The organism is Streptomyces sp. NPDC001514 (assembly GCF_053597075.1).
On record NZ_JBSFHO010000049.1, the window covers coordinates 16,361 to 40,218 of the forward strand.

The 23,858-nt window shown below is 69.0% G+C and carries 18 protein-coding genes and 5 pseudogenes; 13 read left to right on the top strand and 10 right to left on the bottom strand.

Features of this window, described 5'->3' with window-relative positions; translation table 11 throughout:
- The first annotated feature begins 203 nt into the window (after nucleotides 1-203).
- Nucleotides 204-848 (top strand): CBS domain-containing protein, encoded by a 645-nt coding sequence (locus ACWCXB_RS34195; RefSeq protein WP_450727991.1) that lies wholly within the window; start codon nucleotides 204-206, stop codon nucleotides 846-848.
- A 246-nt stretch (nucleotides 849-1,094) separates the two neighbouring features.
- On the opposite strand, the gene ACWCXB_RS34200 is transcribed toward ACWCXB_RS34195, so the two are convergent.
- A complete protein-coding gene (locus tag ACWCXB_RS34200; protein WP_450727993.1) occupies nucleotides 1,095-1,757 on the bottom strand; it encodes a response regulator in 663 nt (220 codons plus the stop codon).
- Nucleotides 1,732-2,901: a sensor histidine kinase gene (locus ACWCXB_RS34205; RefSeq protein WP_450727995.1), complete on the bottom strand. Its 1,170-nt coding sequence runs from the start codon at nucleotides 2,899-2,901 to the stop codon at nucleotides 1,732-1,734. The genes ACWCXB_RS34200 and ACWCXB_RS34205 overlap by 26 nt, the downstream gene beginning before the upstream one ends.
- 175 nt (nucleotides 2,902-3,076) lie before the next feature.
- Here ACWCXB_RS34205 and ACWCXB_RS34210 point away from each other — a divergent pair, with 175 nt between their 5' ends.
- Entirely contained in the window at nucleotides 3,077-5,347 is a 2,271-nt protein-coding gene (locus ACWCXB_RS34210) for an MMPL family transporter (RefSeq protein WP_450727997.1), read from the top strand.
- 29 nt (nucleotides 5,348-5,376) lie between these two features.
- Here the strand turns inward: ACWCXB_RS34210 and ACWCXB_RS34215 are convergent.
- Nucleotides 5,377-6,251, bottom strand: a pseudogene (locus ACWCXB_RS34215) (transposase); the annotation flags it as partial.
- 130 nt (nucleotides 6,252-6,381) lie between these two features.
- Between ACWCXB_RS34215 and ACWCXB_RS34220 the strand changes: the two are divergent.
- Nucleotides 6,382-7,566 (top strand): IS701 family transposase, encoded by a 1,185-nt coding sequence (locus ACWCXB_RS34220; protein ID WP_450727999.1) that lies wholly within the window; start codon nucleotides 6,382-6,384, stop codon nucleotides 7,564-7,566.
- 323 nt (nucleotides 7,567-7,889) lie between these two features.
- On the top strand, nucleotides 7,890-8,351 hold the full coding sequence (locus ACWCXB_RS34225) for a barstar family protein (protein WP_450728001.1): 462 nt from the start codon (nucleotides 7,890-7,892) through the stop codon (nucleotides 8,349-8,351).
- A gap of 88 nt (nucleotides 8,352-8,439) precedes the next feature.
- Here ACWCXB_RS34225 and ACWCXB_RS34230 read toward each other — a convergent pair whose 3' ends face one another.
- Together ACWCXB_RS34230 and ACWCXB_RS34235 are read right to left on the bottom strand one after the other, a co-directional pair.
- Nucleotides 8,440-8,958, bottom strand: coding sequence for an Imm26 family immunity protein (locus ACWCXB_RS34230; protein ID WP_450728003.1), 519 nt, complete (start codon nucleotides 8,956-8,958; stop codon nucleotides 8,440-8,442).
- Between the two features lie 275 nt (nucleotides 8,959-9,233).
- Nucleotides 9,234-9,788 carry a hypothetical protein gene (locus ACWCXB_RS34235; protein WP_450728005.1) on the bottom strand — a complete coding sequence of 185 codons (555 nt, stop codon included), beginning with the start codon at nucleotides 9,786-9,788 and terminating at the stop codon, nucleotides 9,234-9,236.
- 148 nt (nucleotides 9,789-9,936) lie between these two features.
- On the opposite strand from ACWCXB_RS34235, the gene ACWCXB_RS34240 reads away from it, so the two are divergent.
- The gene (locus ACWCXB_RS34240; RefSeq protein WP_450728007.1) at nucleotides 9,937-10,272 is read left to right on the top strand and encodes a hypothetical protein; all 336 of its coding nucleotides are present in this window, start codon (nucleotides 9,937-9,939) and stop codon (nucleotides 10,270-10,272) included.
- 121 nt (nucleotides 10,273-10,393) lie between these two features.
- Here ACWCXB_RS34240 and ACWCXB_RS34245 read toward each other — a convergent pair whose 3' ends face one another.
- Nucleotides 10,394-12,313 carry a hypothetical protein gene (locus tag ACWCXB_RS34245; protein ID WP_450728009.1) on the bottom strand — a complete coding sequence of 640 codons (1,920 nt, stop codon included), beginning with the start codon at nucleotides 12,311-12,313 and terminating at the stop codon, nucleotides 10,394-10,396.
- A gap of 172 nt (nucleotides 12,314-12,485) precedes the next feature.
- Here ACWCXB_RS34245 and ACWCXB_RS34250 point away from each other — a divergent pair, with 172 nt between their 5' ends.
- Nucleotides 12,486-13,259, top strand: a complete 774-nt coding sequence (locus tag ACWCXB_RS34250; RefSeq protein WP_450728011.1) for a class I SAM-dependent methyltransferase — start codon at nucleotides 12,486-12,488, stop codon at nucleotides 13,257-13,259.
- An 18-nt stretch (nucleotides 13,260-13,277) separates the two neighbouring features.
- Here the strand turns inward: ACWCXB_RS34250 and ACWCXB_RS34255 are convergent.
- Nucleotides 13,278-14,152, bottom strand: a pseudogene (locus ACWCXB_RS34255) (IS5 family transposase); the annotation flags it as partial.
- Nucleotides 14,153-14,200: 48 nt separating this feature from the next.
- Here ACWCXB_RS34255 and ACWCXB_RS34260 point away from each other — a divergent pair.
- Nucleotides 14,201-14,446, top strand: a pseudogene (locus ACWCXB_RS34260) (IS982 family transposase); the annotation flags it as partial.
- Nucleotides 14,447-14,633: 187 nt separating this feature from the next.
- Here the strand turns inward: ACWCXB_RS34260 and ACWCXB_RS34265 are convergent.
- Complete coding sequence (locus ACWCXB_RS34265) at nucleotides 14,634-15,074, bottom strand: nuclear transport factor 2 family protein (RefSeq protein ID WP_450728013.1); 441 nt, start codon at nucleotides 15,072-15,074, stop codon at nucleotides 14,634-14,636.
- A 122-nt stretch (nucleotides 15,075-15,196) separates the two neighbouring features.
- Here ACWCXB_RS34265 and ACWCXB_RS34270 point away from each other — a divergent pair, with 122 nt between their 5' ends.
- On the top strand, nucleotides 15,197-15,769 hold the full coding sequence (locus ACWCXB_RS34270) for a TetR/AcrR family transcriptional regulator (RefSeq protein ID WP_450728014.1): 573 nt from the start codon (nucleotides 15,197-15,199) through the stop codon (nucleotides 15,767-15,769).
- Nucleotides 15,770-16,088: 319 nt separating this feature from the next.
- Here ACWCXB_RS34270 and ACWCXB_RS34275 read toward each other — a convergent pair whose 3' ends face one another.
- On the bottom strand, nucleotides 16,089-16,862 hold the full coding sequence (locus ACWCXB_RS34275; protein WP_450728016.1) for a hypothetical protein: 774 nt from the start codon (nucleotides 16,860-16,862) through the stop codon (nucleotides 16,089-16,091).
- Nucleotides 16,863-17,861: 999 nt separating this feature from the next.
- Between ACWCXB_RS34275 and ACWCXB_RS34280 the strand changes: the two genes are divergently transcribed.
- From ACWCXB_RS34280 to ACWCXB_RS34300, 5 genes and pseudogenes are all read left to right on the top strand, one after another.
- Entirely contained in the window at nucleotides 17,862-19,400 is a 1,539-nt protein-coding gene (locus tag ACWCXB_RS34280; RefSeq protein WP_450728017.1) for a S8 family peptidase, read from the top strand.
- Nucleotides 19,401-19,551: 151 nt separating this feature from the next.
- The gene (locus tag ACWCXB_RS34285; protein WP_450728019.1) at nucleotides 19,552-19,953 is read left to right on the top strand and encodes a hypothetical protein; all 402 of its coding nucleotides are present in this window, start codon (nucleotides 19,552-19,554) and stop codon (nucleotides 19,951-19,953) included.
- Nucleotides 19,950-20,489 carry a GNAT family N-acetyltransferase gene (locus tag ACWCXB_RS34290; RefSeq protein WP_450728021.1) on the top strand — a complete coding sequence of 180 codons (540 nt, stop codon included), beginning with the start codon at nucleotides 19,950-19,952 and terminating at the stop codon, nucleotides 20,487-20,489. The genes ACWCXB_RS34285 and ACWCXB_RS34290 overlap by 4 nt, the downstream gene beginning before the upstream one ends.
- A 429-nt stretch (nucleotides 20,490-20,918) precedes the next feature.
- Nucleotides 20,919-21,185 (top strand): annotated as a pseudogene (locus ACWCXB_RS34295) (hemerythrin domain-containing protein); the annotation flags it as partial.
- Nucleotides 21,186-21,552: 367 nt separating this feature from the next.
- A complete protein-coding gene (locus tag ACWCXB_RS34300) occupies nucleotides 21,553-22,752 on the top strand; it encodes an RNA-guided endonuclease InsQ/TnpB family protein (protein ID WP_450728023.1) in 1,200 nt (399 codons plus the stop codon).
- Nucleotides 22,753-22,965: 213 nt separating this feature from the next.
- Here the strand turns inward: ACWCXB_RS34300 and ACWCXB_RS34305 are convergent.
- Nucleotides 22,966-23,295: pseudogene (locus ACWCXB_RS34305) on the bottom strand (LysR substrate-binding domain-containing protein); the annotation flags it as partial.
- Nucleotides 23,296-23,858 lie beyond the last annotated feature (563 nt).

A 23,858-nucleotide genomic window follows, 5' to 3' on the forward strand; every position in this document is an offset into this window, starting at 1 on the left:
CGACCGCACTCCCGGCCGTGGGACCCCCGGCCCTCCCCGCCGGCCCGAACATCACTGGTCGCCGGAGCGGCGCGGTGCTGTCATGGGTAGGGGAGACGGCGTGGACGAGCAAGGCAGGGCCGCGGAGGCCGGCGCGCCGCGCGTCGTCCGCCCGGGCGGTCCGACCGCGGCCGCCCCGTCGCACAGCGGAGGAGGCCGATGCCATGCTTCACCGCCGCACGGTCGGTGACGTGATGACCGAGGAGGTCGTCACCCTCCGCCCCAACACACCGTTCCAGGAGATCGCCGCCCTGCTGGACGCGAACGACATCGTCGCGGCCCCGGTCGTCGACGACGACGGCGCCCCGGTCGGCGTCGTGTCCGCGTCCGACGTGCTGCGGCACGAGACCGGCATGCCCGATCCGCAGGGGCAGGACGGGAACGAAGAGCGCGCCTGGGGCAAGGCCCGGGCCCGGACCGCGGGCGCGCTCATGAGCAGCCCCGTCTTCACCGCCCGCGCCGACTGGACCATCCCCCGAGCCGCGCGGGAACTCCGCAGGCGGCACGTCAAGCAGCTTCCGGTGGTCGGCGACGACGGGCTCCTCACCGGCATCGTCAGCCGCAGCGACCTGCTCGACGCCTTCATCCGCTCCGACATCGAAATCCGCGGCGAGGTCGAGCAGGACGTCCTGGGGCGCATCCTCGGTCTGGACGAGGGCACCGTCGCGGTCGAGGTCCGGGACGGGGTCGTCACGCTCCGGGGTCACGTCCCGGATCCGCGTCTCGTCCCGGTGGTCGTGGGCCTCTGCCAGGGCGTCGACGGTGTCGTCGCCGTGGACGCCCACCTCGCCACCGCCCGGGCGGGCTAGGGCGCGTATCGAGTCGTAATCATCGGGTGGTCCTGGTGAGGTCTTTGATCCAGATCATCGAGGCGTGCAGGTGGAGACTGGCGAGGTAGCTGTCGGGAGTCTTGTCGTATCGGGTGTCTCACCGTCCCAGTTCCGGCCTCCTGGTACGTCACGCTCTGGGGCGGGTGAGGCACGTGGAGCCGACGTGAGCCGACCGGTGCACTGATGTCCGGGCGGGGACTCATGGGACATGGCCCGGCACCCGGCTCAGGTTCCGGGGAGGATACGGCGCGTTTCGTAGGCCCACATCGCGATCTCGACCCGGTTGCGGGCGCCGAGTTTGGCCATCAGGCTCGCCAGATGCGTCTTCACCGTGCTGAGGCTGATGTGCAGCGCGTCGGCGATCTCGGTGTTGGTCAGCCCGCGGGCGACGGCGAGGAGCACCTGCTCCTCGCGGGCGGTGACGGGGGAGACCGGCTGGGCCGCGGGCCGGCCGGCGGGCAGGTCCGCGAACGCCTGGAGCAGACGGACGGTGACGCTGGGCGCGATGAGCGCCTCACCGTCGGACGCCGACCGTACGGCCTGGGCCAGAAGGTCCGGTCCCGTGTCCTTGAGGAGGAATCCGCGGGCGCCGGCACGCAGTGAGCCGTAGACGTACTCGTCGAGGTCGAACGTGGTGATGACGACCACGGCCAGCGGGTCGGCGACGCCCGGGCCGGCGATCAGCCGGGTGGCCTCGAGCCCGTCGAGCACGGGCATGCGGATGTCGAACAGGCAGACGTCGGGGCGCAGTTCGCGGGCCAGACGTACCGCTTCGTGTCCGTCGGCGGCCTCGCCAACCACCTCGACGCCGGGCTGGGCGTTCAGCATGATCTGCAACCCGGTGCGGATGATCGCCTGGTCGTCAGCGACGAGGACGCGAATGGCCACGGTCGCTCCTTGCTCTCGGCAGCTCGGCTTCGACATGCCAGCCCTGGTCGGCGCCCGGGCCGGCTCGTAGTGCGCCGCCGAGCAGGGCCGCGCGCTCGCGCAGTCCGGCAAGTCCGTATCCGTCGCGACCTCGGCCGGTGCGTTGGCCGTTGTCGCGCACGCTCACCCGTACCGTGTGCCGTTCCGCGGTGACCCGGACGACGACCTCGGTCGCGCTGACCGCATGGCGCATCGCGTTGGTCACCGACTCCTGCACGATGCGGTAGACGGCCGCGTCCAAGGCCGGCGGCAGCGAGTCCAGCTCGCCGTCGAGCCCCAGGTCGACCTTGAGGCGAACACCCGGCGTGCGCACCAGGCGCTCCAGATCCGCGACGCCGGCAGGCGGCGCCAGCTCGGCGCCGACCCCGCGGTCGCGCAGCGCGGCGACCATGGCTCGCATTTCCTCCAGCGTGCGCGCCCCTTCCTCCTCGACCCCCTCCAGCGCCTCGACGGCGGCGGACGGGTCGGTGGCCGCGAGCACCCGGCCCGCCTGGGCGCGGATCACCATGGCCGACACGTGGTGGGCCACCGTGTCGTGCAGTTCCCGGGCGAGCTGCTCACGCTCGCGGGAGCGTACCTGCTCCAACTGCCGCTCGCGAGCGGTCCCCCAGAACCGCACGGCGGCCCCGATCAAGCCGGGCAGCGACAGGAAGACGAAGCCCCCGACCTGTTCGGCGGCCGGGGTTTCGTCCGTGACGGCACACAGCGCGAAGGCCGCCAGGATCACCGCGCCGCCCAGCACGATCTCCCGTCCCGATCCCCACCGGGGCAGCGCGTACACCAGCACGAGCACGACCGCGCCGGTGTCCAGGCCGACGGGCTCGCGCGGTGCGGCGACGAGCGAGGCCACCTGGAGCAGCATCGTCGAGCCGAACGCCAGCGTGACCATCGCCAGCGGGCGCGTCCGGCGCCACAGGGGCAGCAGGCACAGCCATACGGCGAACACCACCGCCACCGGCCGCCACACGACGTTCTCGCGCAGGGTGGCCTCCAGCACCACACCGCCCAGGCCCGCGGCGAGCAGCGCCCAGTCCCGCCGCACCCGGGCGGGCGCGTCGGGCGGCCGGGGTTCGGTCCACAGGGTTCGCAGGTCGTCTCGCAGCACGGTTCTCAGCCTAGGGACCGCGCCGTGCCGCGCATCGGCCGAAAGGACGGGGCGTCACTCCGACTTGGGGCCGACGGATCCGCAGCCCGCGGGCCGATGCCGAAGAGCGCCGTGGCGACGAGCCTCGGCATCGGCGGCCGTACAAGGACGGCCGACGAGGTGGTTGGAGGACCCGATGCTCTCGAAAGCCCTGTTGCGCCTGGGCGCAAGCGCCGCCCGCCATCCCTGGCGGGTGATCGCGGCATGGCTGGTCGCCGCCACGCTCGCCGTCCTCGCCGCCGTCGCCTTCGGCGGGCGGAATGCGGATTCGATGACCGCTCCGGGACTGGACTCCCAGCGGGCCGCGGAACTGATCGAGCGGGCCGGCACCGGCCAGGAGGGGATGACCGCCCAAGTGGTCGTCACCCCCCTCGACGGCGCTGCGACGTTCTTCGACCACGACAGCGCGCGCACCGCTCTCACGCGGCTGCAGACCGAGGTGAAGCGGCTGCCGCACGTGCTCGGCACGAGCGACCCGGCGGGGGCACTCGACGCAGGCGGGGACACCGCCGTGCGCGGCGGCCTCGTCTCGGCCGACGGGCGGATCGCGGTCGTCCGGGTGCAGTACCCCGACCAGAGCCGGCTGTCGGCCGAAGACCTCGACGCCCTCGTCGATCTCGGCGACCGGCTGCGCGCCGAACTGCCCCTGCGCATCGAGATGGGCGGGAACCTCTTCTACGCCTTCTCCGACCCCGACGGCGGCGTGAGCGAGTTGATCGGCCTCGTCGCCGCGGCCGCGATCCTGTTCCTGGCGTTCGGTTCGCTCGTCGCCGCCGCGCTGCCGATCGGCATGGCGGTCTTCGGACTGACCGTCGGGGTCGCCACGATGACGGTACTGGCGGGGGTCACGGACGTCCCCACCTTCGCACCGGTCCTGGGCAGCATGGTCGGGCTCGGAGTGGGCATCGACTACGCGCTGTTCGTGCTCGCCAGGCACCGGGAGTACCTCGCGCGCGGGCTCGATCCGCACGAGGCGGCCGGACGAGCGGTGGCCACGGCGGGGCGGCCGGTGGTCTTCGCCGGCGGAACCGTCGTCGTGTCGATCCTCGGCATGGCGGTCGCGAACGTGCCGTTCATGACGGTGGGCGGGCTTGCCGTCTCGATCGTCGTCCTGACCATGGTGCTCGCGTCGGTGACGCTGCTGCCCGCCTTCCTCGGCGCCGCCGGCCCACGCCTGGCCCGGGCCGGCCGGATCGGCCGGGCTCTGCAGACCAGGAAGCTGGGCCGACTCGCACGGCGGCGGGACCCGGCGGCAGGCTCCGCCCACGCCGCCGGGTGGCGTCGCTGGATCGGGCACGTCAGCCAGCACCCGGTGCCGTACGCGGTCGGCGCGGCGGGGCTGCTGCTGACCGCGACGCTGCCCGTGCTCGGCCTGCGCGTCGGCCTGCCCGACGACGGTTCACTGCCCCACAGCCGTACCGAGCGCCGGGCCTACGACCTCGTCGCCGAGGGGTTCGGCCCGGGCACCAACGGTCCCCTCGTCATCGCCGCGGACCCCACCGGTGATCCGGGAGTGCTGGACCGACTCGTCGCAACGGTCGCGGCGGATCCGGGCATCGCATCCGTCGCGCCGACGCACATCGATCGGGCCACCGGCATCGCGACCCTCGTGGTGTTCCCGACCACCAGCCCTCAGGACAAGGCCACGGCCGACACCATCGCCCGGCTGCGCACCGACGTGCTGCCCACGGCAATCGGGCACGGCCCGGCCAGGGCCCACGTCGGCGGCGCCGCCGCGAGCCTGTCCGATGTGGGCCAACGCACCAGCCAACGCCTGCCGGTGTTCGTCGCCGCCGTGCTGGCGATGTCGTTCCTGCTGCTGATGCTGGTCTTCCGCTCGATACTCGTACCGCTCAAGGCGGTACTGCTGAATCTGCTGAGCATCGGCGCGGCCTACGGCATCATGGTCGCGGTCTTCCAGTGGGGCTGGGGAGGCGCACTCATCGGGCTGGAAGCGACGGTTCCGATCGTGTCGTTCATCCCGATGTTCCTCTTCGCCATCCTGTTCGGCCTGTCGATGGACTACGAGGTGTTCCTCCTCTCCCGCGTACGCGAGGAGTACCTGCGCACCGGCGACAACGGCACGGCGATCGTTGAGGGCGTCTCGGGCACCGCCCGGATCATCACCTCGGCCGCCCTCATCATGGTGGCGGTCTTCCTGTCCTTCGCCGTCGCCGAGGACCCCTCCACCAAAATGTTCGGGCTCGGCCTGGCCACCGCGATCTTCATCGACGCCACGGTCGTACGCATGGTGCTGGTACCGGCGACCATGACACTCCTCGGCCGGACCAACTGGTGGCTGCCGAAGTGGCTAGACTGGATGCTTCCCCGCGGCCCGGTCGGCACCGACGACACCGACGCGGAATCCACGGGTGAGGCCCCGCGTCCACGGCTGGTTGACCGTTGACTCAATGCCGCCCTTGGCGTCCGGCACCTCAGGCGTTCGACGGTGTTCCGCTCCTTGTAGAGATCGGCGTCGTGGCTGACGGGTCGGCCACCTCTGGAGCCCTTCTTCTTCCGGTTGGCGGCCTGGTCCTTCTTCTCCGGGATGACCGCCTTGATACGGCGTTTGCGCAGGTGGGCGCGGTTTCCGCGGGACGAGTGCGCCTTGTCCCCGGCGACCGCGTCCGGCCGGATGCGGGGTCGGCCGACGGGCCCGCGTACCCGTACCTTCTTCAGGACGGGGATGAACTGCGGGCTGTCCGCTGCCTGGCCTGTGGTCAGGATGAACGCCAGCGGGCGGCACTTGCGGTCGGCGGCGAGGTGGACCTTGCTGGTCTGCCCGCCTCTGGAACGTCCGAGGAGGGCGGCCTTCAGCCGGAGTTTCCGCCGACGCCGGATGCGTCGTCGTTCTTCCAGCGCGGGATCACTTTCGGTCTCTTGCCCGTTTTGCTCTTCGAGGCCGCCCCCTTTGACCTGGCCTTCTCCTCCTCGGCCGCGGCTTTCTCCAGGGCGGTGACGACGTCCTCGTCGAGGTGCATCCCGGCCGCGTCGTGGTGGGCTCGGGCGGTGGTGGAGTCGATGCTGACCAGGGACAGGTCCACCTCACCCCGCTTCGCGGCTTCCGTGATCAGGCCCTCCAGCAGGGCCTCGAAGACGCCGGCGTCACGCCACTGCCGGAAGCGGTTGTGGACGGTCGACCAGGCGCCGAACTCCGTCGGCATCTCCCGCCACTGCCCGCCCGTCTTGAACCGCCAGATCACGCCCTCGAACTGCTGCCGCAGTCGCTCGGGGTACGGGCCGTACTCGCCGATCGGCAGGTACGGCTCGATGAACTCCCAATCCGGATCGGTCAGTTGCACTCGCGTCACGTAAGACCGTCTATCGGACCGGACCGTGCCACGAAGGCACATCCCGCAAATTGATCACGACTCGATACGCGCCCTAGTACTGCAACGGTGTTTGCCGTGACGGTTGGGCAGGTGTGTCGTTGGTCAGCTCATGGGTGGGGAACGTGCTGATGCCCGGTCGTGGGTGGGTGAACTGAAGTCCTTGCACGAGCGGTTTGTGCACCGTTTCTCCAGGTCGGAGCCGCGGGAGTCGGCTCTTGCCTATATGCGGGGGCTGATAGCTCCGCTGGAGCGGAAGAACGGCTGGACGCTCGCGGAGGAGGCCGGTCATGCAGGTCCGGACCGGATCCACCGGCTGCTGAACCGGATCGACTGGGACGCGGACGAGGTCCTGGACGATGTGCGGGACTACGTCGTCGACCATCTCGGTGACCCGGATGCGGTGCTGATCGTGGACGACACCGGGTTCCTGAAGAAGGGTGTCCGCTCGGCCGGGGTTCAGCGCCAGTACTCCGGCACCGCCGGTCGAACGGAGAACTCCCAGATCGGGGTGTTCCTCGCCTATGCCGGCGGCCGTGGCCGCACGTTGATCGACCGCCGCCTGTATCTGCCCACGTCGTGGACGGACGACCGTGAACGGTGTCGGGCCGCCGGCATCGACGACACGGTCGCCTTCGAGACGAAAGTGGTGATGGCCAAGGCCATGGTCCGCCGGGCGATCACGGACCAGATCCCGTTCCGGTGGGTGACCGCGGACGCCGCCTACGGCTTCTCCAAGGGCTGGCGGTACGAGCTGGAGCGGGAGGATGTCTTCCATGTCATGGCCACCACCCGCCACGACACCGTCGTCACCCGCTGGGCCATCGACCATCCCGTCCACGACCTGTTCAACAGTCTGCCGAGACAAAAGTGGAAGCGCCGTTCCTGCGGCAACGGTGCCCACGGCCCGCGGGTCTACGACTGGGCGAGGGTCGAGGTCCGACCCTGGCATCGCGAGGACCGCAGGCACTGGGTTCTCGCCCGCCGAAGTGTCCGCAGGTCGGATGAGATCTCGTACTACATCGCCTACTGCCCGGCCGAGACCACACTGGACGAGCTGATCCGTGTCGCGGGAAGCCGATGGGCGGTCGAGGAATGCTTCCAGAGTGCGAAACAGGAGTGCGGACTAGACGACTACCAGGTCCGCCGTTACGACGGCTGGCACCGCCACATGACCCTGGCCATGGCCGCCCACGCCTGCCTCACCGTCCTGAAGGCCCGAGAGTCCGACACCGGGAAAGCAGAAACGGATCCTCCCAGCTCATACCCCTCAGCCTCCCCGAACTCCGACGCCTGATCCACCGCCTCACCCGGCCCCGCCCGAGCATCGACCACGTCCTGCACTGGTCACACTGGCGACGCAGACGACAACACCAAGCCCGCATCAGCCACTACAAACGACGCGGCCACACACCACCAGGAACTGCCCAACCGTCACGGCAAACACCGTTGCAGTACTAGGCCGTTTCGTTTGGATCTAGACTTTGCAGCTCGCTGCCGTCTCCGGCTCTGACGGCGGTGGAGCCCTGGATCGCTGGAGGGGAGGTGGCGGTGCACACCGTGCCCTGGGTGCACGTCGTTCCGGAGCAAGGCGCCCTGCCTGTCGATCTGTTGCTTCCCATGACCGGAAGGACGTACATAGCGCGTCTCGACGGCCGGGAGATGCGCGACACGGACGCCGTCTTCCAGCAGTTCTACGCCGGACTGAGGCTGCCTGATTACTTCGGGTGGAACTGGGATGCTCTCTCCGACTGTCTTCGCGATCTGGAGTGGCTGCCCGCGGACCACTACGTACTGATCGTCGAGGCCGCGGATCAGGCACTGTTGGGCGATGCCGCCGGACAGCGGTTGCTCTTCAGGACCCTTCTGCGGGCAGGACAGCGATGGTCCTACACACAGGGGCCCGAGGGCCTCGACGTCAGCAGGCTCGTGGTCGTCATGTCCTGCGACGCAGCATCCGTTCCCGACCTGCAGGAACAGCTGCGATTGTGTTGGGACGAGAGGGTCTCGTCATCAGGAACGGCTTCATCTCGCGGACCAGAGGAAGATGCCCGCGACGTGGAGTCCGGCCAGGCTGCCTGATCGGGCACGCGTAGGGCACACAGGGGATGGGGACTGTCCAGTGCTCATTGGCGGGAGCGCCAGGGGGCCACAGGGGCGCGCCTTGGCGTCACGGCTTCAGGCGCAACGATTCCACCCATTTGTTCGGACGGCCGTCGAAGTGGTCCCGTAGTCGGTCTTCAATGTGGTCAGGGGCCCAGACAGCGGCCCTCTCCAGCTTCTGACACTCTTCGAGCGTCGCTGGCGTCTCGCTGTCGGCCCCGGTGACTGGATCGACGCGATAGACCGTGATCCTGCCGCTGAGCGGATCTTGCTTGCTGTAGAGGTGGACCTCGGTCTGTTCCTCGTGGGTCAGAGACACCACGTCGAGTAGCTCCCAGCCGCCACGGCGGCGAAATGCAGCATCCATGACCCAGACCTTGAAAGCGACGGGTGCGGCTACGATCTCGATGAGATCGACAGGCGCTCCAGGCCTGCCGACCAGGTCGTAAAACTCAACACACACGTCGGTGAGCTGCCTTCCGAAGGCGCATCGGCCATCACCCAAGTCGATGCGTACCACCCGTCCGGGGGCCCTGTTCGCGCGGGCCTTAGTGATCTGTCTGTGCCCTGATGCTCCGTGCTCCATAGGCGGATTATTGCCGTCAGTCCCGCGTCCTCAGTTGACCGCGCTCGTCCACGCGGTCAAGGTACGCGACTGCCGGTCGGGCTATGTGGCCTCAGACGCCGGCACAGAGCCTGGAGCACCAGTTTGGAAGATCCCGTATGCGGATGCCCGCTGAGCTGGGATGCCACTGACCTGCGGCGGAGTGGTTGTCTCGCTCTGGTTCCCCGTGGTTCCCCGCTCGTCGCCGACCGAACGGGCACGGGAGGGGCACGGCACGGGGCGGCTGGTGCGCGCCGTCAACAGTAGGTGTGCCATTCCTCCATCGGGATAGATCCCTCCCAGGCGTCGCACACACGGTCAGCCCACTCACGCGCCACGAAGACCGGACGGGTGAGAAGGATGTCTCCGGCACGTTGCGCACGCAGCACGAGCCCGATCTCATCGGCTCCAAGGTCTCCGTACTGTGAGCAGCGGATGCGTTCCCTCAAGCCTTGTGCCTGCATGTGGTCAGCGAACCGATCTGCCAGCTTGGATGGCACATCCCCGACTAGCCGCAGGCCCTCCCAGGTGACCTGAGGGCCGTGCAGTGCATCGACCGCGATGCAGGTCAGGCGGCCAGACTCTCCGTAATACGTCGTCAGAGCACCACCGTGGGAGGTTGGTAGGTGAAACGCAGCCCATTGGCCGGGCGCCATCACCGTTGCGTGCTCCACCTGAAGCGCTGTGACCACTTCGTCGTGGGTTATTTTAAACTGCAGCGGCCTCACGCTCACGAGCGGCCCGTTGCTGCCCCCGTCCGCGGCAGCCAGCGCGATCCGCGCCCGCAGCACCGCCCGCACCTGCGCCTTCACTGACACTGCTGTGCGTATCAGGTGCTCGCGTACCGCGCTGTCCGCTCTACGACGACTGCCCCACCCACCTGTGGCCACTCCCTCGCACCCGCGCCGACGCAAGAGATGATCACGGCGTGTCGAAGCAGGACCCTGCAGGATGGGCTCCGTGCCGAAGAACCCGCCCGAGTCCATGCAGCACCACCTGCGCCTGCGCCTGAACGCCCGCGCCAAGGAACACTGGCCCCAACTGGACGCCGTTCGGGTCCGCTTCCGCACCGGGTTCGCCTACGTGGCAGGCCAGTTGCCCGGCGAGGAGGAACTGCTGCCGCTGTGCCGCCTGCGCTTCACCGGCGTCCTGCACACCTGGGGCTTCGCGATCTACCTCGCCAGCCGAGGCAAGTACGAGGACAATTTCCTGCCCACCGGACTGCCCTTCGGCTCACCCGAAGACGCCCTGGACTGCGCCTGCCTCCTCTATCTCGGCGGCGACCCCACCCCATGACCAACACCTCTCCACGAACTTGCGCGGAGCTGCACTAGTGGGGCCAACTCGAGCCGCCCGGGCGGGGGTGTGCCGGAGTTCAGGGTCAGACCGCCACGGCCGCCCTGAGGGGTGGCGGTGTTCAGCGCCGGGCGGCCACGGCTGCCGCGGCCGCGGCCAGGATGCGGTGCAGGACGGGGACCGGGATCGCCGGATTGGTGACCGCCACGCATGCCGTGTCGCGGTCGTGCAGCAGCCCGGCAAGGACGCGGGCCGGCAGCCGCAGATTGCGCATCGCGGTCGCGCGGACGTGGGCCGCTGGGTCGTTCAGCAGCCGCACCGCGTCGGCCGGTGACAGCCGGGTGTCCTCGGCCGCGCGGCGGCGCACCTCGGCTTCTGGGTCGCGGGCGAGACGTGCGACGTCGGCAGGCGTGGACTCCGGATCGTCCAGGGCCAGGCGGCGCATCCGCCCACCGGGGTCGCCGGCGTAGCGCAGCAGGCCCGTACGGGGGAAGTTGGGGTGGCTGCGGGGGCGGTCGGGGTGAGTGAAGCTGCCGTCCCACCAGCGCCAGACTTCCAGCAGCATCTCGGCCGGCGCGTCATCGCACGATTCGGCGAGGAACAGGCGGACCGTCCGGTCCTCGTCCCGCGCCAGACGCTCCACGACGTCCGGTGGAAGATGCCGGGCACGGGCCACGCTTCGGCGGATGAGCGGATGGGACGATACGGCGAGGCGGCGCATCGCGTCGGCGTCATCGTGCAGGCCCTCGACCCAGGGCAGAGTGCGCGACATCGACGTCGGGTCGAAGTCGTAGCGCACCGCGGCACGCTGCTCCTCGTTGAGGTCGGGCCGCAGTGCCACCGCCGAGCGGATGTCGTCGTATGGGTCCTCCGCCAGGACGGCGACGCTGTGTGCACTGAGCCGCGGGTTGGCGGCCAGCGCTCGGCGTACCTCCGCGTCCCCGTCCCGGACCAGCTCCGCCTCCAGCTCGGGCGAGAGACGGCACTGTTCGAGCGCGCGCCGGGGCGGGGGCAGCGCGGCAAAGACCTCGCGAGGCATGGGGACGCCGGTGTGGTGGGCGAGCAGCGCCGCCGTACGCACCGCGTCGTCGGTGTCGGCCAGCAGTCGCGCCCGCAGCGGCGCGGCGAGGTCTTCCCACCGGGCGCAGGCAGTCGCCCGCACCCGGGGATCGGCGTCGGCCGCGAGGCTGGGGAGGTGGTGTGCGGGGAGCCCCGGGAGTTCGGCGGCCTGAGCGCGGGACGGGCCGGCGAGGAGGTCGTCGTACAGGTCCCCGGGGAGTTCGACGCCCCAGGCGCAGGCATGCTCGGCCCAGAGCACGCGCCGGATCGGCGACGGTTCGGCGCGGACCAGGCGTACCCACTGATCGGAGGTGAGCTTGGGCCGGAAGGTGTCCGCAGGCCTCGAGCGCACCCGCGGATCGGGATGCGCCACGGCGGCGTCGAGTACGGCGGGCCGGTCGCAGCCGTGCAGGAAGCCCACCTCCACATCCAGCAGCCGGATCAGCAGCTCGTCCGGCGCGGCCGGATTGGACCCGATCCCCTCCGCCCAGTGCAAAGGCCATGCTGGCCGGCCGGGCACCGCCGCCCACACCTCGGCGCGCTCGACCTCCGTCTCGCGCCCGGCGGCCGCGGCGGCCTCCTCCAGCCGCTCCGGCAGTCGGTCGAGGGCCGTCACCCGAGGCCCGTCCGCGCCGGGCACCTCCGCCAGCAGCACCTGCCCGTCGAGGGAGAGCGCCACGAACCCGGGGTCGCCGGTCAGCCCCGGCACACCGCCGCCGGCGTAGCGGACCCGGGTCCACCAGGAGTCGTTGCCGCCGATCCGATATCCGACGATGGCCACCAGGAACTCGCCGTTGGCATCTGCAAGGCGGCGCCACCACGCGGCGTCGAGCGCTTCCCGGACCGCGCCGTCCGGCGCCGCGATCCCCCGCGCAATCCGCCAGCCAGCCTCCGGCGGGAACAGGCTGCCCGGGCGCATGTCCTCGACGACCGTGAGTCCGGCGCATGGGAGCAGTTCGTGGAGTTCCTCTCGGTGTTGCACGCGGTCATGATCCCCGCCGACTCGCGGTGGGACAAGGCCCTCAGCCCAGGCGCAACCGGCCCTCACCCGCGTACACGTCATTGGCTGCGATGTCGTTCGGCCCCGCCCGGGCGGCTCGAGTTGGCCCCACTAGGGCCTGTCCGGCGGATCATGTGACTACTAGGCTGCGACGATGGAACGCGTAACCGATGTGCCCGAGAGCTTCGCCCAGTCTGCAGATCGGGACCGGGTGAATGACTACGACAGTTTCGCCGAGGCGTACTCGGCGGAGAACGAGGACAACCTCGTGAACGGGTACTACGAGCGGCCCGGGATGTTGGCCCTCGCCGGAGACGTGGCCGGCCGTCGGATCCTGGACGCCGGTTGTGGCTCGGGCCCCCTGTCCGCTGCACTACGCGACCGCGGTGCGGTCGTCACCGGCATCGACGCCAGCGCCGGGATGCTGGCGTTGGCAAGGCGGCGGCTCGGTGACGATGTAGCCCTGCACGTGGTCGACCTGCGCGACCGCCTGCCGTTCGCCGACGGTGCGTTCGACGACGTGGTCGCGTCGCTGGTGCTGCACTACCTGGAAGACTGGGGGCCGACGCTGGCCGAGTTGCGGCGAGTACTCAGGCCCGGCGGCCGGCTGATCGCGTCGGTGGACCACCCCTTCGTGGCCTACACGATCCAGGATCCTCGGCCTGACTACTTTGCGACCACCAGCTATACCTTCGACTGGACGTTCAACGGGCAGTCCGTCCCGATGAGGTTCTGGCGCAGGCCGTTGCACGCGATGACTGATGCCTTCACCACCGCCGGCTTCCGTCTTTCCGTCATCAGCGAGCCGCAGCCCGACCCAGCCGCCCGGGAGCTGTTCCCCGACGACTTCCATGCCCTTTCGAGCAAAACCTGCTTCCTCTTCTTCGTCCTCGAGGTACCGCCGTCGGCTGCGGGCTCGGACGAGTAGCCAATCGGCGGAGCACGAGCGGAGCCAGAGTCGGATCGAGGCGACGGTCACGGTGCCGTGGAAGATGTAGGCGCGTTTGTCGAACCTCGTGGCCACAGCCCGGAAGTTCTTCAGGGCGTTGATCGTCCGCTCCACTTCGTTCCTGCGCTTGTAGATCCTCTTGTCGAAGCCGACGGGCCGGCCGCCCTTGCTGCCACGGGCTTGCCGGTTGGCCCGCTGATTCTTCGGCTCGGGGATGGTGTGCTTGATCTGGCGTCGTCGCAGGTAGCGACGGTTGCGGCGGGACGAGTACGCCTTATCGCCGCCGAGATGGTCGGGCCGGGTGCGCGGGTGTCCGCCGCCCGGCCGGCCGACGCGGATGCGTTCCATGACCGGGATGAGCTGCGGGGCATCGCCCCACCGGCCCGGGGTGACCAGCAGGGCCAGCGGGCGGCGCCCGCCCTCACCGACGAGATGGATCTTGCAGGTCAGGCCGCCCCGGGAGCGTCCGAGTCCCTCGTCGGCGCGGTGCTGCCGGGGCGTGCGTCCTTTCCCGGCACTCGCGGAACGCTCCTGCGGGCCCCCGCGGCGTGCTGGTGGGCCCGGCAGGTGGTCGAATCGACGCTCACCATCGACCAGTCGATCCGACCTTCCGCGTCGGCGTCAGCCAGGACGGCCGCAAAGATCTTGTCCCACGTGCCGTCCGCCGACCAGCGTCTGTGCCGCTCGTACACGGTCTTCCACGGACCGAAACGTGCAGGCAGATCCCGCCACGGCATCCCGGTGCGCAGCCGGTACAAGATCTCGTTGATGAGCCTGCGATGACTGGCCCAACGGCCACCACGCTGCCCGTATTTCGGCAGATGCGGCCTGAGCCGAACCCACTCCGCGTTCGTCAGGTCTCCCCGCCCCATGACCATGCCAACGACCCGAGACCGCGACGGTCACAAGATCCGCCGGACAGGCCCGCCCGCAGGGGTGAGGCGGTGCGGCCGGGCGCGGCGTTGTTCAAGCTTCTTCGCCAGGTCATCGAGTCCGTCAACCAAACCCTTAAGGGACAGCTCGATCTTGAACGGCATGGCGGTCACACCGGCATCGGCGTGTCGGTGCGCGTACTGCAGCGCCTTCCGGCCCTCACCGCCGCGATCTGGCACAACGCCAAGGCCGGTGCACCGATCCTGCGCTCACTGGCCGCGTACGACCACTGACAGCAGCGGCAGCCCCGGCTCGACGACGGTCTGGCCGGCCTCACTTCAGCACGAGTCGACCGCTGGACGTGACGGACCAGCAGATCATCGAGGTCATGACCGCATGTTCGCCAAGCACTGAGCCGCCGCCGGAAACGCGATGCGGGCCGGGGCCTCAGGGGCGCCGGCCCTGAGCACCGCACTCGTGCTACTGGCCTTCCAGCGCCGCCACCAGCTGAGACAGGTTGCCGCCGGCCACGATGAGGGCAAGGTGGTCGTGGTAGTCCCGGCTGCTCACGATCAGGCCGTCGCGGACCCGCAGCACCTGGATGTTGGAGGCCTCGAAGCTCCGTCCGGTCAACCGGTGGTGCACGTGGTAGTCGAACTCGGCGACGATCACCTCCGCGTCGTCGGTTTCCCGGACGACCACGTTCGCCGGGGTCAGCTCCACGGGCGAACTTGCGGAGACTTGAGCGAACCGCTCCTTGAGTGCGGCCCGCCCCTCGACCCGGCGCGGACCGACCGGCTCGAAGACGGTCTCCACTACGGCGTCCTCGGCATAGAGCTCGGCCAGCTCCGTGAACCGCCCCGTGCTGACGCCCTCGATCAGCTTCTGGAAGACGTCGCGCGGTGACAGCGTTTCAGGCATGACAAACCTCCGTGGATCCACGGCTAGAATCGGACTAGCGACTCCGCTTTCACGATACGGACTGGAGACTCCGGTTGTCCAGGATGGTTCTGCCGTCGACGGCGAAGGGATGTGGGAGAGGGATGGGTGGCGCTCAGGAACGCCCGCTGCGGGCGGACGCGGTCCGCAACCGGGCCAGGCTGCTGGATGTTGCCACGGAGGTATTCACCACCCGCGGCGTCAGCGTGCCGACCGAGGAGATCGCCCGCATCGCCGGGGTCGGAGTGGGCACGCTCTTCAGGCATTTCCCGACCAAGGAGGCACTGCTGGAGGCGGTGATGGTGCGCAGACTGGAGGAAATGGCAGCCCAGACCGCGCAGCTGGCCGCCGAGGCCGGGCCCGCCGAAGCCTTCTTCGCCTGCTTCCGTCTGGTGGTGGATCAGTCCGCGGGCAAGAACGAGTTCGCCCAGGCTCTCGCTGCGGCCGGGGTGAACGTACACGCGTCCCTGCAGGAGCCGACCATGGAGATCCAGGCTCGACTGGCCGATCTACTGACAGGGGCGCAACAGGCGGGGGCGGTCCGCCCGGAGCTGGGCCTGCCGGAGTTCATCGCCCTCCTGGCCGGCGTCGGCAGGGCGATGGAACAGCTCGGAGCGGATCCGGCGCCCCGGGAGCGGATCTTCGAGATCGTCTTCGACGGGCTGCGGCCACGCTGAATCGAAGGCGTACAAACCTCCCACGGAAGTTGCCGAACGGACTACCGACCGCCATCGCGAGCATCGGCGACACCCGACCGACCCCTTGGAAGCAATCGTCCAGGAGTCTCGGTCCAGCTCAGCGGACAACCGAGACAGATTCGACCGGTGCTGATCCAGACCGGTATCGAGTCCTACCGCTTCCAGGCCACCGAGGCCGAACGCCGCAAGCCCGGGTGACAGCACGGCGGCTGGGATGGCAGGCGCCCCAGACACTGGTGATCTCCGTCGCGGTCCACGTCAGGGCGACAGAGCAGCACGACGTTCACACGGCTGACGCTCACCAAGACGGCATCGCGTTCGCAACCACGCGGTCCGCTACCGAGAACACCGTCCCGCAGTCAGTACACGCCGCTTGCCCGAAGAGATACTGCAGCCTTTGAGCAAGCACGGGCTGTCCGTCAGCGACAGCCTGGTCATGCAGCCGCTTGGCCAAACCCTCCAGCCCTGCCGGATCAGTCGGGCGCAGTGGCGTCTTCTCGACGTCCTGCAGCGCGTAATCATCGCTGCAGGAGAAGGAGCCGTCATCGCCGATCACGATGAACAGGTTCACCCCGCAGTGAGGGCAGTCGACCTCGTATTCGCCTTGCGCCAGGTTGTCCAGGCACTCGTCCCAGACCTCTACGTCCTCGAAGGCCAAGGCGGCCTGGAGCAGTCCGACATAGTCCTCCATGTCCAGCGGCATACGGAGGCACTCCTCGGTGAGCCGCGAAAGCTCCGCGATCTCCGATGAGTAGACCTCGCGCGCGGCAACGCCCTCGGCCGACCGGCGCGCGCAGGCCACGATCGGGCCCGCCGCGAACAGAGCCCAGCGCCGCTCGTCAGGCTCCCGGCCGGCTGCGATCTCAACAAAGCGGGGAAGCGCAGCAAAGCTCGCAGAGAACGCCGTGTCGAGCATCGGGCACAACCGGTCCATCAGCTCGGACCAGACACCACGCGGATCGGTCTCGAACCGGTCGAGCAGAGCGGGGACACCTTCCGCGGAACCACGCGCGTCACTGAGCTTCGACCAATCCGTCATGCCCAGATCCAAGCAGACCGACGGCAGCCGCAACGGAGTCGGGTCCTCACAACCGTCGACCGGGCGTCACCGATGGCGTCCGCGAACAGCTGCAGGGACTCCCCGACGGTGAACAGGTCGTCAATGCCGTTCGGCATCGACCCGCCGACCCGCCGACCCGCCGACCGCCGACCGGCCGCATGGGCTCGATCTCCAAAGCCCTGTCATCGGGGCGAATTGGGCACGAGCCACTGTGACTGAGCAGCTCAGTTGGCAGCACTGCCAACTGAGCTGCTCAGCATGGGTTCATCCGAGTCTTCTCCAGCAGTCGCGCCGCCGTAGCTTGGCCGTGATCCGGACTGCCCGTACGGCGGGCAGGACTACACCCTGACCAGCGACGAGTCAGTGACCGATCTACCGGACAGCAACTACGAGCCGAGGGAGGCGGCACGGCGTCGGGGCCTCCTGCATGGCACGGCCTCGCGCACCGCGAGCCAGCGCTGCAGGTGGTCCTGCGCCTGCTCGGCGGACCGTGCGAGGCACTTGACGGCAGTGCCCGTACCAGCCGCTGCCGCAGCCGGTCCCGGCGCGGTGTGGGGATGAGCTGTGTGGGTCGCCATCTTCCGTCGGCGCGGTAGCCGTTGGGGAGGGCGGGTCGCCTGGCAGGCGGGGCATCGCAGCTACGGGTAGTTCCTGCGCCTCGATGCTGTGCGCAGACCGGCGGCCACGCTCCGCCTCTCCGCAGATTTTCCCCCCGGACCTGTCGGTCGGAGTCTACGTCCTCGCCGCGCCCTGACAGAAGCGCGAGCGCGGAGCTCGCCCCGCTTCATGTGTGAGCACGCAACTGCAGCCTCGACCGGTCGCTCATCAAAGGTAGTTGGCGTTCCTGTTGTCCTCCCGAGCTCACGTGAGGGTGGGGTTGAAGGGGCGCGAGAATTCGGTCATCTGTTGGCTATTGATACGCACGTGTGATCGGCGCTAGGTTGCTTCGCCATGTGTCCCGCCCGAGCGCGCGCCTCGGGCGGATTCCTTTTGATGATGTGGAGACCCCGCATGGCTCATCCCGGTTCCAGACACCTGCGTCGCTCCGCTCTTGCGGTACCGGTGGGGCTGGCGCTGACCGCGTCGATCAGCTTCCTGCCGGGCAGTGCCCTGGCGCAGACCGCGGTGCAGGACACCCCCGCCACGATGACCACGGACGGCCCGAACCTGTCGTACGTGGTCAACACGAAGGTGAACAACGGCACCATCAAGGCCGTTCAGAAGGCGATAGCCGAGGCCGGCGGGACCGTGGTCGTCACCCACGAGAAGATCGGCGTGATCGTCGTCCACTCGACGAATCCCGGCTTCGCCCAGCAGATACGCACCGTCAAGGGCGTGCAGAGCGCCGGTGCCACCCGTACCGCGGCACTCGCCCCCGCGGGCACCACAGAGATCGGCGCCCCGGAGTACGTGGACAGCGCCAAGGCACAGGGCGCCACCGCGGCCGCCGAGGGTGCCGAGCCGCTCGAGGCCGACCAGTGGGACCTGCGCGCCATCGGCGCGGACAAGGCGGCCAAGATCAACCCTGGCAGCAAGAACGTCACCGTCGCCGTGATCGACACCGGTGTCGACGACACCCACCCCGACCTCGCCGCGAACTTCTCCAGGAGCCAGTCCGCCAACTGCGTGGGCGGCGTCGCGGACACCAGCGAGGGCGCCTGGCGCCCCTACACCAGCGACGACTACCACGGCACGCACGTCGCGGGCGAGATAGCCGCCGCACGCAACGGCATCGGCATCGCAGGTGTCGCCCCGGGCGTGAAGGTCTCCTCGATCAAGGTGAGCGACCCGACCACCAGCCTCTTCTTCCCGGAGAGTGTGGTGTGTGCGTTCGTCTTCGCCGCCGATCACGGTGTCGAGATCACCAACAACAGCTACTACATCGACCCGTGGCTCTACAACTGCCTCGATGACCCGGATCAGAAGGCCATCGTCGACGCGGTCAACCGGGCCTCGCTGTACGCGCAGAGCAAGGGCACCCTGCACGTCGCCTCGGCGGGCAACTCCAATGACGACCTCGACGCCGACTCGATTGTCGACGACTCCAGCCCCGACGACACCACCCCGACCGAGCGGACCATCGACCCGCACACGTGCTTCGACATCCCCACCCAGCTCCCCGGTGTGGTCACGGTCTCCGCGACCGGCGTGCAGAACCTGAAGTCGTACTACTCCAGTTACGGCCTCGGCGTCGTCGACGTCGCCGGCCCGGGCGGCGACAAGTACCAGATCCCCGACACCCCGTCGAAGAACGGCCGAATCCTCGCCACCATGCCCAACAACGGCTACGCCTTCCTGCAGGGCACCTCGATGGCCAGCCCGCACGTGGCCGCCGTCGCAGCCCTCCTCAAGAGCACCCACCCCTGGGCCGACCCGCACACTCTGCAGGCGCTGCTGAAGGCACAGGCGGACAACCCGGGCTGCCCGACGGGGCTCTACGACCCGGACGGCAACGGCACCGAAGACTCCACGTGCAAGGGCAGCAAGCGCGTGAACGGCTTCTACGGCCACGGCATCGTCAACGCACTCGACGCGGTCACCACACACTGACCCGCCGACCCTGGCATGCCGGGCTCTGAGGCCTGCACCACCCGCAGGCCTCAGAGCCCCACGGCGAGGACCATGCCTTCGTTCGACAACCGCCCGTGGGCGGTGGGACCGGGATGGAACGGGTGGCGTTGCAGCCCCCACCCCGGGCGTCATGACCGCACATTCTCGCAATGAAGGCCACGACCCTTTTATGCTCGGGTTATCGTGTCGTCGCAACAACTGCTGCCGACCTGGCCCGTGCCCTCCCCGTTGGCGCAAACACGTAGAGGTCCGCACGTGGGCTGACGACAATGACATCGAGCTGGGCTTCCTGGCGACCTACGGCTCGTGGCTGAACTGGATCGAATCGGGGTTCGCGGCACTGCGGTACTTCGCTCTCAACGGCACCGATCACCGCAGCCACGGCGAACAGAACGCCGCCATCGCCGCCTACATACGCCGGCGAAACGCCCGTGCCGAACCGAAAACCAACTTCACGCCCGACTCACCCGTCCGCCCGTGGACCGAATCCCCCTCCAGGGCCCGCCTGCACAGCTCTACGATCTTCGTATGAGCGACCGGAGCCTTGCAGGCGAAGAGCTGCAGACCGCCCGACTGTCACTGCGGCGTCCGAGCGAAGCCGATATCGATGCGATTTTCGCGATCCACAGTGACCCCGGAACCTGCCTGCACAATCCGTCCGACGCCCTTGCCCGGCCGGAAGAGGCCCAAGAGCTCTATCAGCGCTGGAACAACCAGTGGCACAGCTGCGGATATGGATACTGGGTCGTCCGACGCCACAACTGTGTCCTGCAACTGGGGTTCTGCGGGATCAAGCCCATGGAACTGAACGGCATGAAGGTCCTCAACCTCTTCTACCGTTTCGCCACCTCCGCATGGGGCCAAGGCCTCGCCGGCGAGGCCGCGACCGCAGTCACCAGCTGGGCATCCCGGCACATTCCCGACCTCCCGCTGATCGCCAGAGTCCGGCCGGCCAACGCCGCCTCCCAGCGCGTGGCGGTACGTGCCGGCCTGGCCCGGGCGGAACACCTCGACGGCATGGGATACGACGGTTTCGATTGGATCTACGCAGCGAATCTGCCGAACTGAGCACACTCCGAGCACGCGAACCCTCACCAGAGGCCCTCCGACATTCCGAGCCGAGCCAGTAACTCAGTTGAGGAAAGGTCGAACAGGCCGGGACGCGAGGTGATCCTGCAGCTCGCGGTGGCTGAACTGCCAGGCCTGCCCTGCCGTGCGCAGAAGGCCGAGGTGGTGGCAGTCGTGTCGGCAGAAGACCAACGCGCGTCTGTCCGTGGCAGTGGAGGACGGCAGCAGCGGAGCGCGGTTTGGGGCCCTCGATGTGGGTTAGCCGCCCCGTAGAACTTTGATGCCCCGCTCCGCATCGGACCCTTGGGTCGCTCGCCCGGAGCGGGAGGAAGATCCCCCGAGGAACGGAGAGTGATCGTGAGCACCGCACACGAGGAACGCGCTGAGACAGCGAAGCTTCCTGAAGGCGACGTGGTGGGCATTCTGCTGATGCAGCACGCCCGGATCCGTGACCTCTTCACGGAAGTGAAGAGCGCGGACGGTGAACATAAGAAGCAGGCGTTCGACGAGCTCAGGGCCTTGCTGGCGGTGCACGAGACCGCCGAGGAGATGGTCCTGCGACCGGTCGCCAAGCGGACTGCCGGCGAAGAGGAGGCGGATGCCCGCAACCACGAGGAAGCGGCGGCCAACAAGGTCCTCGCCGAGCTCGAAAAGCTGGATGTCACCAGTGCGAAGTTCAACGCCATGATCGCCGGCTTCGAATCGACGGTTATCGACCACGCCGAGCACGAGGAGCGTGAGGAGTTTCCCCTGGTGCGCCAGGGCTGCGACGAGGACCAGCTACGGCGCATGGGCACGATGCTGCAAGCAGCGGAGAAGATCGCGCCGACTCATCCCCACCCCACTGCCGCCGGATCCCCGGCAGCCCAGTGGTCGGTCGGGCCCTTCGCATCCCTGGTGGACCGGACCAAGGACGCCATCCTTGATCTTGCGTGGGTATCCCCGGCTTCAGCCGGGGAGGGAAACGCATCCTTGGCGCGGAGGTGCGAAGCGCCGGAGTTCTCTTCGTTGTCAGTGGCCTCCGCTAGGTTGATCACACATGGGCCGAAGGGGGGTGGGTCGGGTGATGCGTGCGTACAAGTTCCTCCTGCGGCCCACCGTGGGCCAGCAGATCGCGCTCGGCGAGATGCTGCGCGATCACTGCTCCCTCTACAACGGGGCGTTGCAGGAGCGCCGGGATGCCTACCGGCACGTCTCGAAGACGACGGTCCGGTACGGGCAGCAGTCCGCGCAGCTCAAGGACATCCGGGCATTCGACCCGCAGCGGCAGGGCCGGTGGTCGTTCTCGTCCCAGCAGGCGACGCTTCGCCGACTGGATAAGGCGTTCGCCGCGTTCTTCCGCCGCGTCAAAGCCGGAGAGAAGCCTGGCTATCCCCGGTTTCGCGGGGTGGGCCGGTTCGACACGGTGGACTTTCCCAAGGACGGTGACGGCTGCCGCTGGGACTCCACCCCGCATGACCCGGTGACCCGCGTCCGCCTCCAGGGCATCGGGCACGTCCGGGTGCACCAGCACCGCGCCGTGGTCGGCAAGGTCAAGACCGTCTCGGCCAAGCGCGAGGGCAAGCGCTGGTACGTGGTGCTGACCGCCGAGCAGGCCGAGCCCGAGCCGCTGCCCGCGACCGGCAGCGTGGTCGGCATCGACATGGGCATAGCCTCGTTCCTCACTACCTCCAACGGTGAGCACGTCGCCAACCCTCGCCACGGCCGAAAGGCAGCCGCGAAACTCGAAGCCGCACAACAAGCCCTCTCCCGGTGCAAGCGGGGTTCGAAGCGCCGCCGCAAGGCCGTGCAGAAGGTTGCCACCCTGCACCGTAAGGTCCGCCGCCAGCGCCTGGACCACGCGCACAAGACCGCTCTCGGCCTCGTGCGCGAACACGACTTCATCGCGTACGAAGACCTCAAGATCCGCAACATGGTCAAGACCCCCACGCCGAAGCCCGACCCCGACCAGCCGGGCAGGTTCCTGCCCAACGGGGCCGCCGCCAAGGCTGGGTTGAACCGTTCGATCGCTGATGCCGGGTGGGGGGTGTTCCTGACGATCCTGAACGCCAAGGCTGAAAGCGCCGGACGGGAAGTGATGGCCGTGGATCCCCGCAACACCTCCCGGCGGTGCCCCGAATGCGGGCACACCGCCAAGGAGAACCGGCCCACACAGGAGAAGTTCCGCTGCGGCTCGTGCGGCCACCAGGCACACGCGGACACGGTGGGCGCCCTGAACGTTCTACGGGCCGGGCTGGTCCGTCGCGACGCCAACCAGGCTTAGCGAGAAGCCCCCGGCTTGAGCCGGGGGAGGAGTCACCAACGCTGCACGCGGCAGCTGAGACCTGGGCCGTACGGGTAGCTGCGAGGCCGGTACGTGGCAGTGCGCGCCCGGCCAGGTCCACAGACTGAGCGCGAATCGACCGTGCTGTCGGTCCAGACGACACTTGACTTCGCCGACGCCATCATCACCGTGCAGTGGGCACCAGGCGTGTGGTCAGGTGGTGGTCTCGTCTTGCCGGGTTCTGCTGTCCAGGCAGCAGCGGACGAAGTCTTGAACGACGGGGTTGGAGTCGTCGGCGGGGGCCCAGGCGACGCCGACCTGACTGGGGCTGACGCCGATGACGGGGCGGTAGGTGATGCCGGGGCGGGCGTAGAAGCGGGCGGCGGATTCGGGGGCGAGGGCGATGCCGTACCCGTTGGCCGCGCTGAGCCAGTCGTCGGGCTGGTCGGTGACGGCGCCGATGCGGACTGGGTGGCTGTCGCGTTCGGCGGTGGCCAGCCAGTAGTCCCGCCATCGGCCCGATTCGGGCGGGGCTGCCACGAACAGCAGCGCGGTTCGGGCCGTGGGCGCGAACCCACCGCCCGGTTCAGGGCGGGAAGCGCCGGTGCGTGCAGTCGGCGATCCTGTCCTGGGACCCGCTGGCACACCCGTGTCGAGCTGCCGCCGCCGGAACTCGCCCGGGTCCTGGGCGTGTACGCCACCCGCGTCATCACCCCGCGCGGCTCCGCCGCCGTCTGTGGCTCAGTCGCGATGGCAGCACAGGCACAGGTGCGCGCAGGGCGGCGAGCCCCCGTCCAGGAGCTCTCTGCCCCTTGCACCCGACCGGCGCGCGGATGCTGCTGGGCCGCTCCCCGCCGTGCAAGCACAGCCCCTGTCTGGCCGGCGTGTGGAGACAGGGGCTCGCGGCTGCTCGCCTACCCACGATGGTCGTCCCGGATGCCCTGAGGTTCGGTTCGGAGGCACGCGGGGAGAGTGGTGCACCGCTCTTGATCGTCCAACGGTCGGGTGACACTAAGCGCTGTCCCGCAACTGCTGGTCCCGGGTGAGATGATCTTGGTGTGTCTGGTGTGATCACGGCGTCGGAGCCGTCCTGGATAACCCCGTTC

Excerpts from the sequence above, each read along its gene's own strand:
- ACWCXB_RS34195 (WP_450727991.1), top strand. The coding sequence starts at position 204 with ATGCTTCACCGCCGCACGGTCGGTGACGTGATGACCGAGGAGGTCGTC.
- ACWCXB_RS34210 (WP_450727997.1), top strand. The coding sequence starts at position 3,077 with ATGCTCTCGAAAGCCCTGTTGCGCCTGGGCGCAAGCGCCGCCCGCCAT.
- ACWCXB_RS34220 (WP_450727999.1), top strand. The coding sequence starts at position 6,382 with ATGGGTGGGGAACGTGCTGATGCCCGGTCGTGGGTGGGTGAACTGAAG.
- ACWCXB_RS34225 (WP_450728001.1), top strand. The coding sequence starts at position 7,890 with ATGACCGGAAGGACGTACATAGCGCGTCTCGACGGCCGGGAGATGCGC.
- ACWCXB_RS34230 (WP_450728003.1), bottom strand. The coding sequence starts at position 8,958 with ATGGAGCACGGAGCATCAGGGCACAGACAGATCACTAAGGCCCGCGCG.
- ACWCXB_RS34250 (WP_450728011.1), top strand. The coding sequence starts at position 12,486 with ATGGAACGCGTAACCGATGTGCCCGAGAGCTTCGCCCAGTCTGCAGAT.
- ACWCXB_RS34265 (WP_450728013.1), bottom strand. The coding sequence starts at position 15,074 with ATGCCTGAAACGCTGTCACCGCGCGACGTCTTCCAGAAGCTGATCGAG.
- ACWCXB_RS34270 (WP_450728014.1), top strand. The coding sequence starts at position 15,197 with ATGGGTGGCGCTCAGGAACGCCCGCTGCGGGCGGACGCGGTCCGCAAC.
- ACWCXB_RS34280 (WP_450728017.1), top strand. The coding sequence starts at position 17,862 with ATGGCTCATCCCGGTTCCAGACACCTGCGTCGCTCCGCTCTTGCGGTA.
- ACWCXB_RS34285 (WP_450728019.1), top strand. The coding sequence starts at position 19,552 with ATGACCGCACATTCTCGCAATGAAGGCCACGACCCTTTTATGCTCGGG.
- ACWCXB_RS34290 (WP_450728021.1), top strand. The coding sequence starts at position 19,950 with ATGAGCGACCGGAGCCTTGCAGGCGAAGAGCTGCAGACCGCCCGACTG.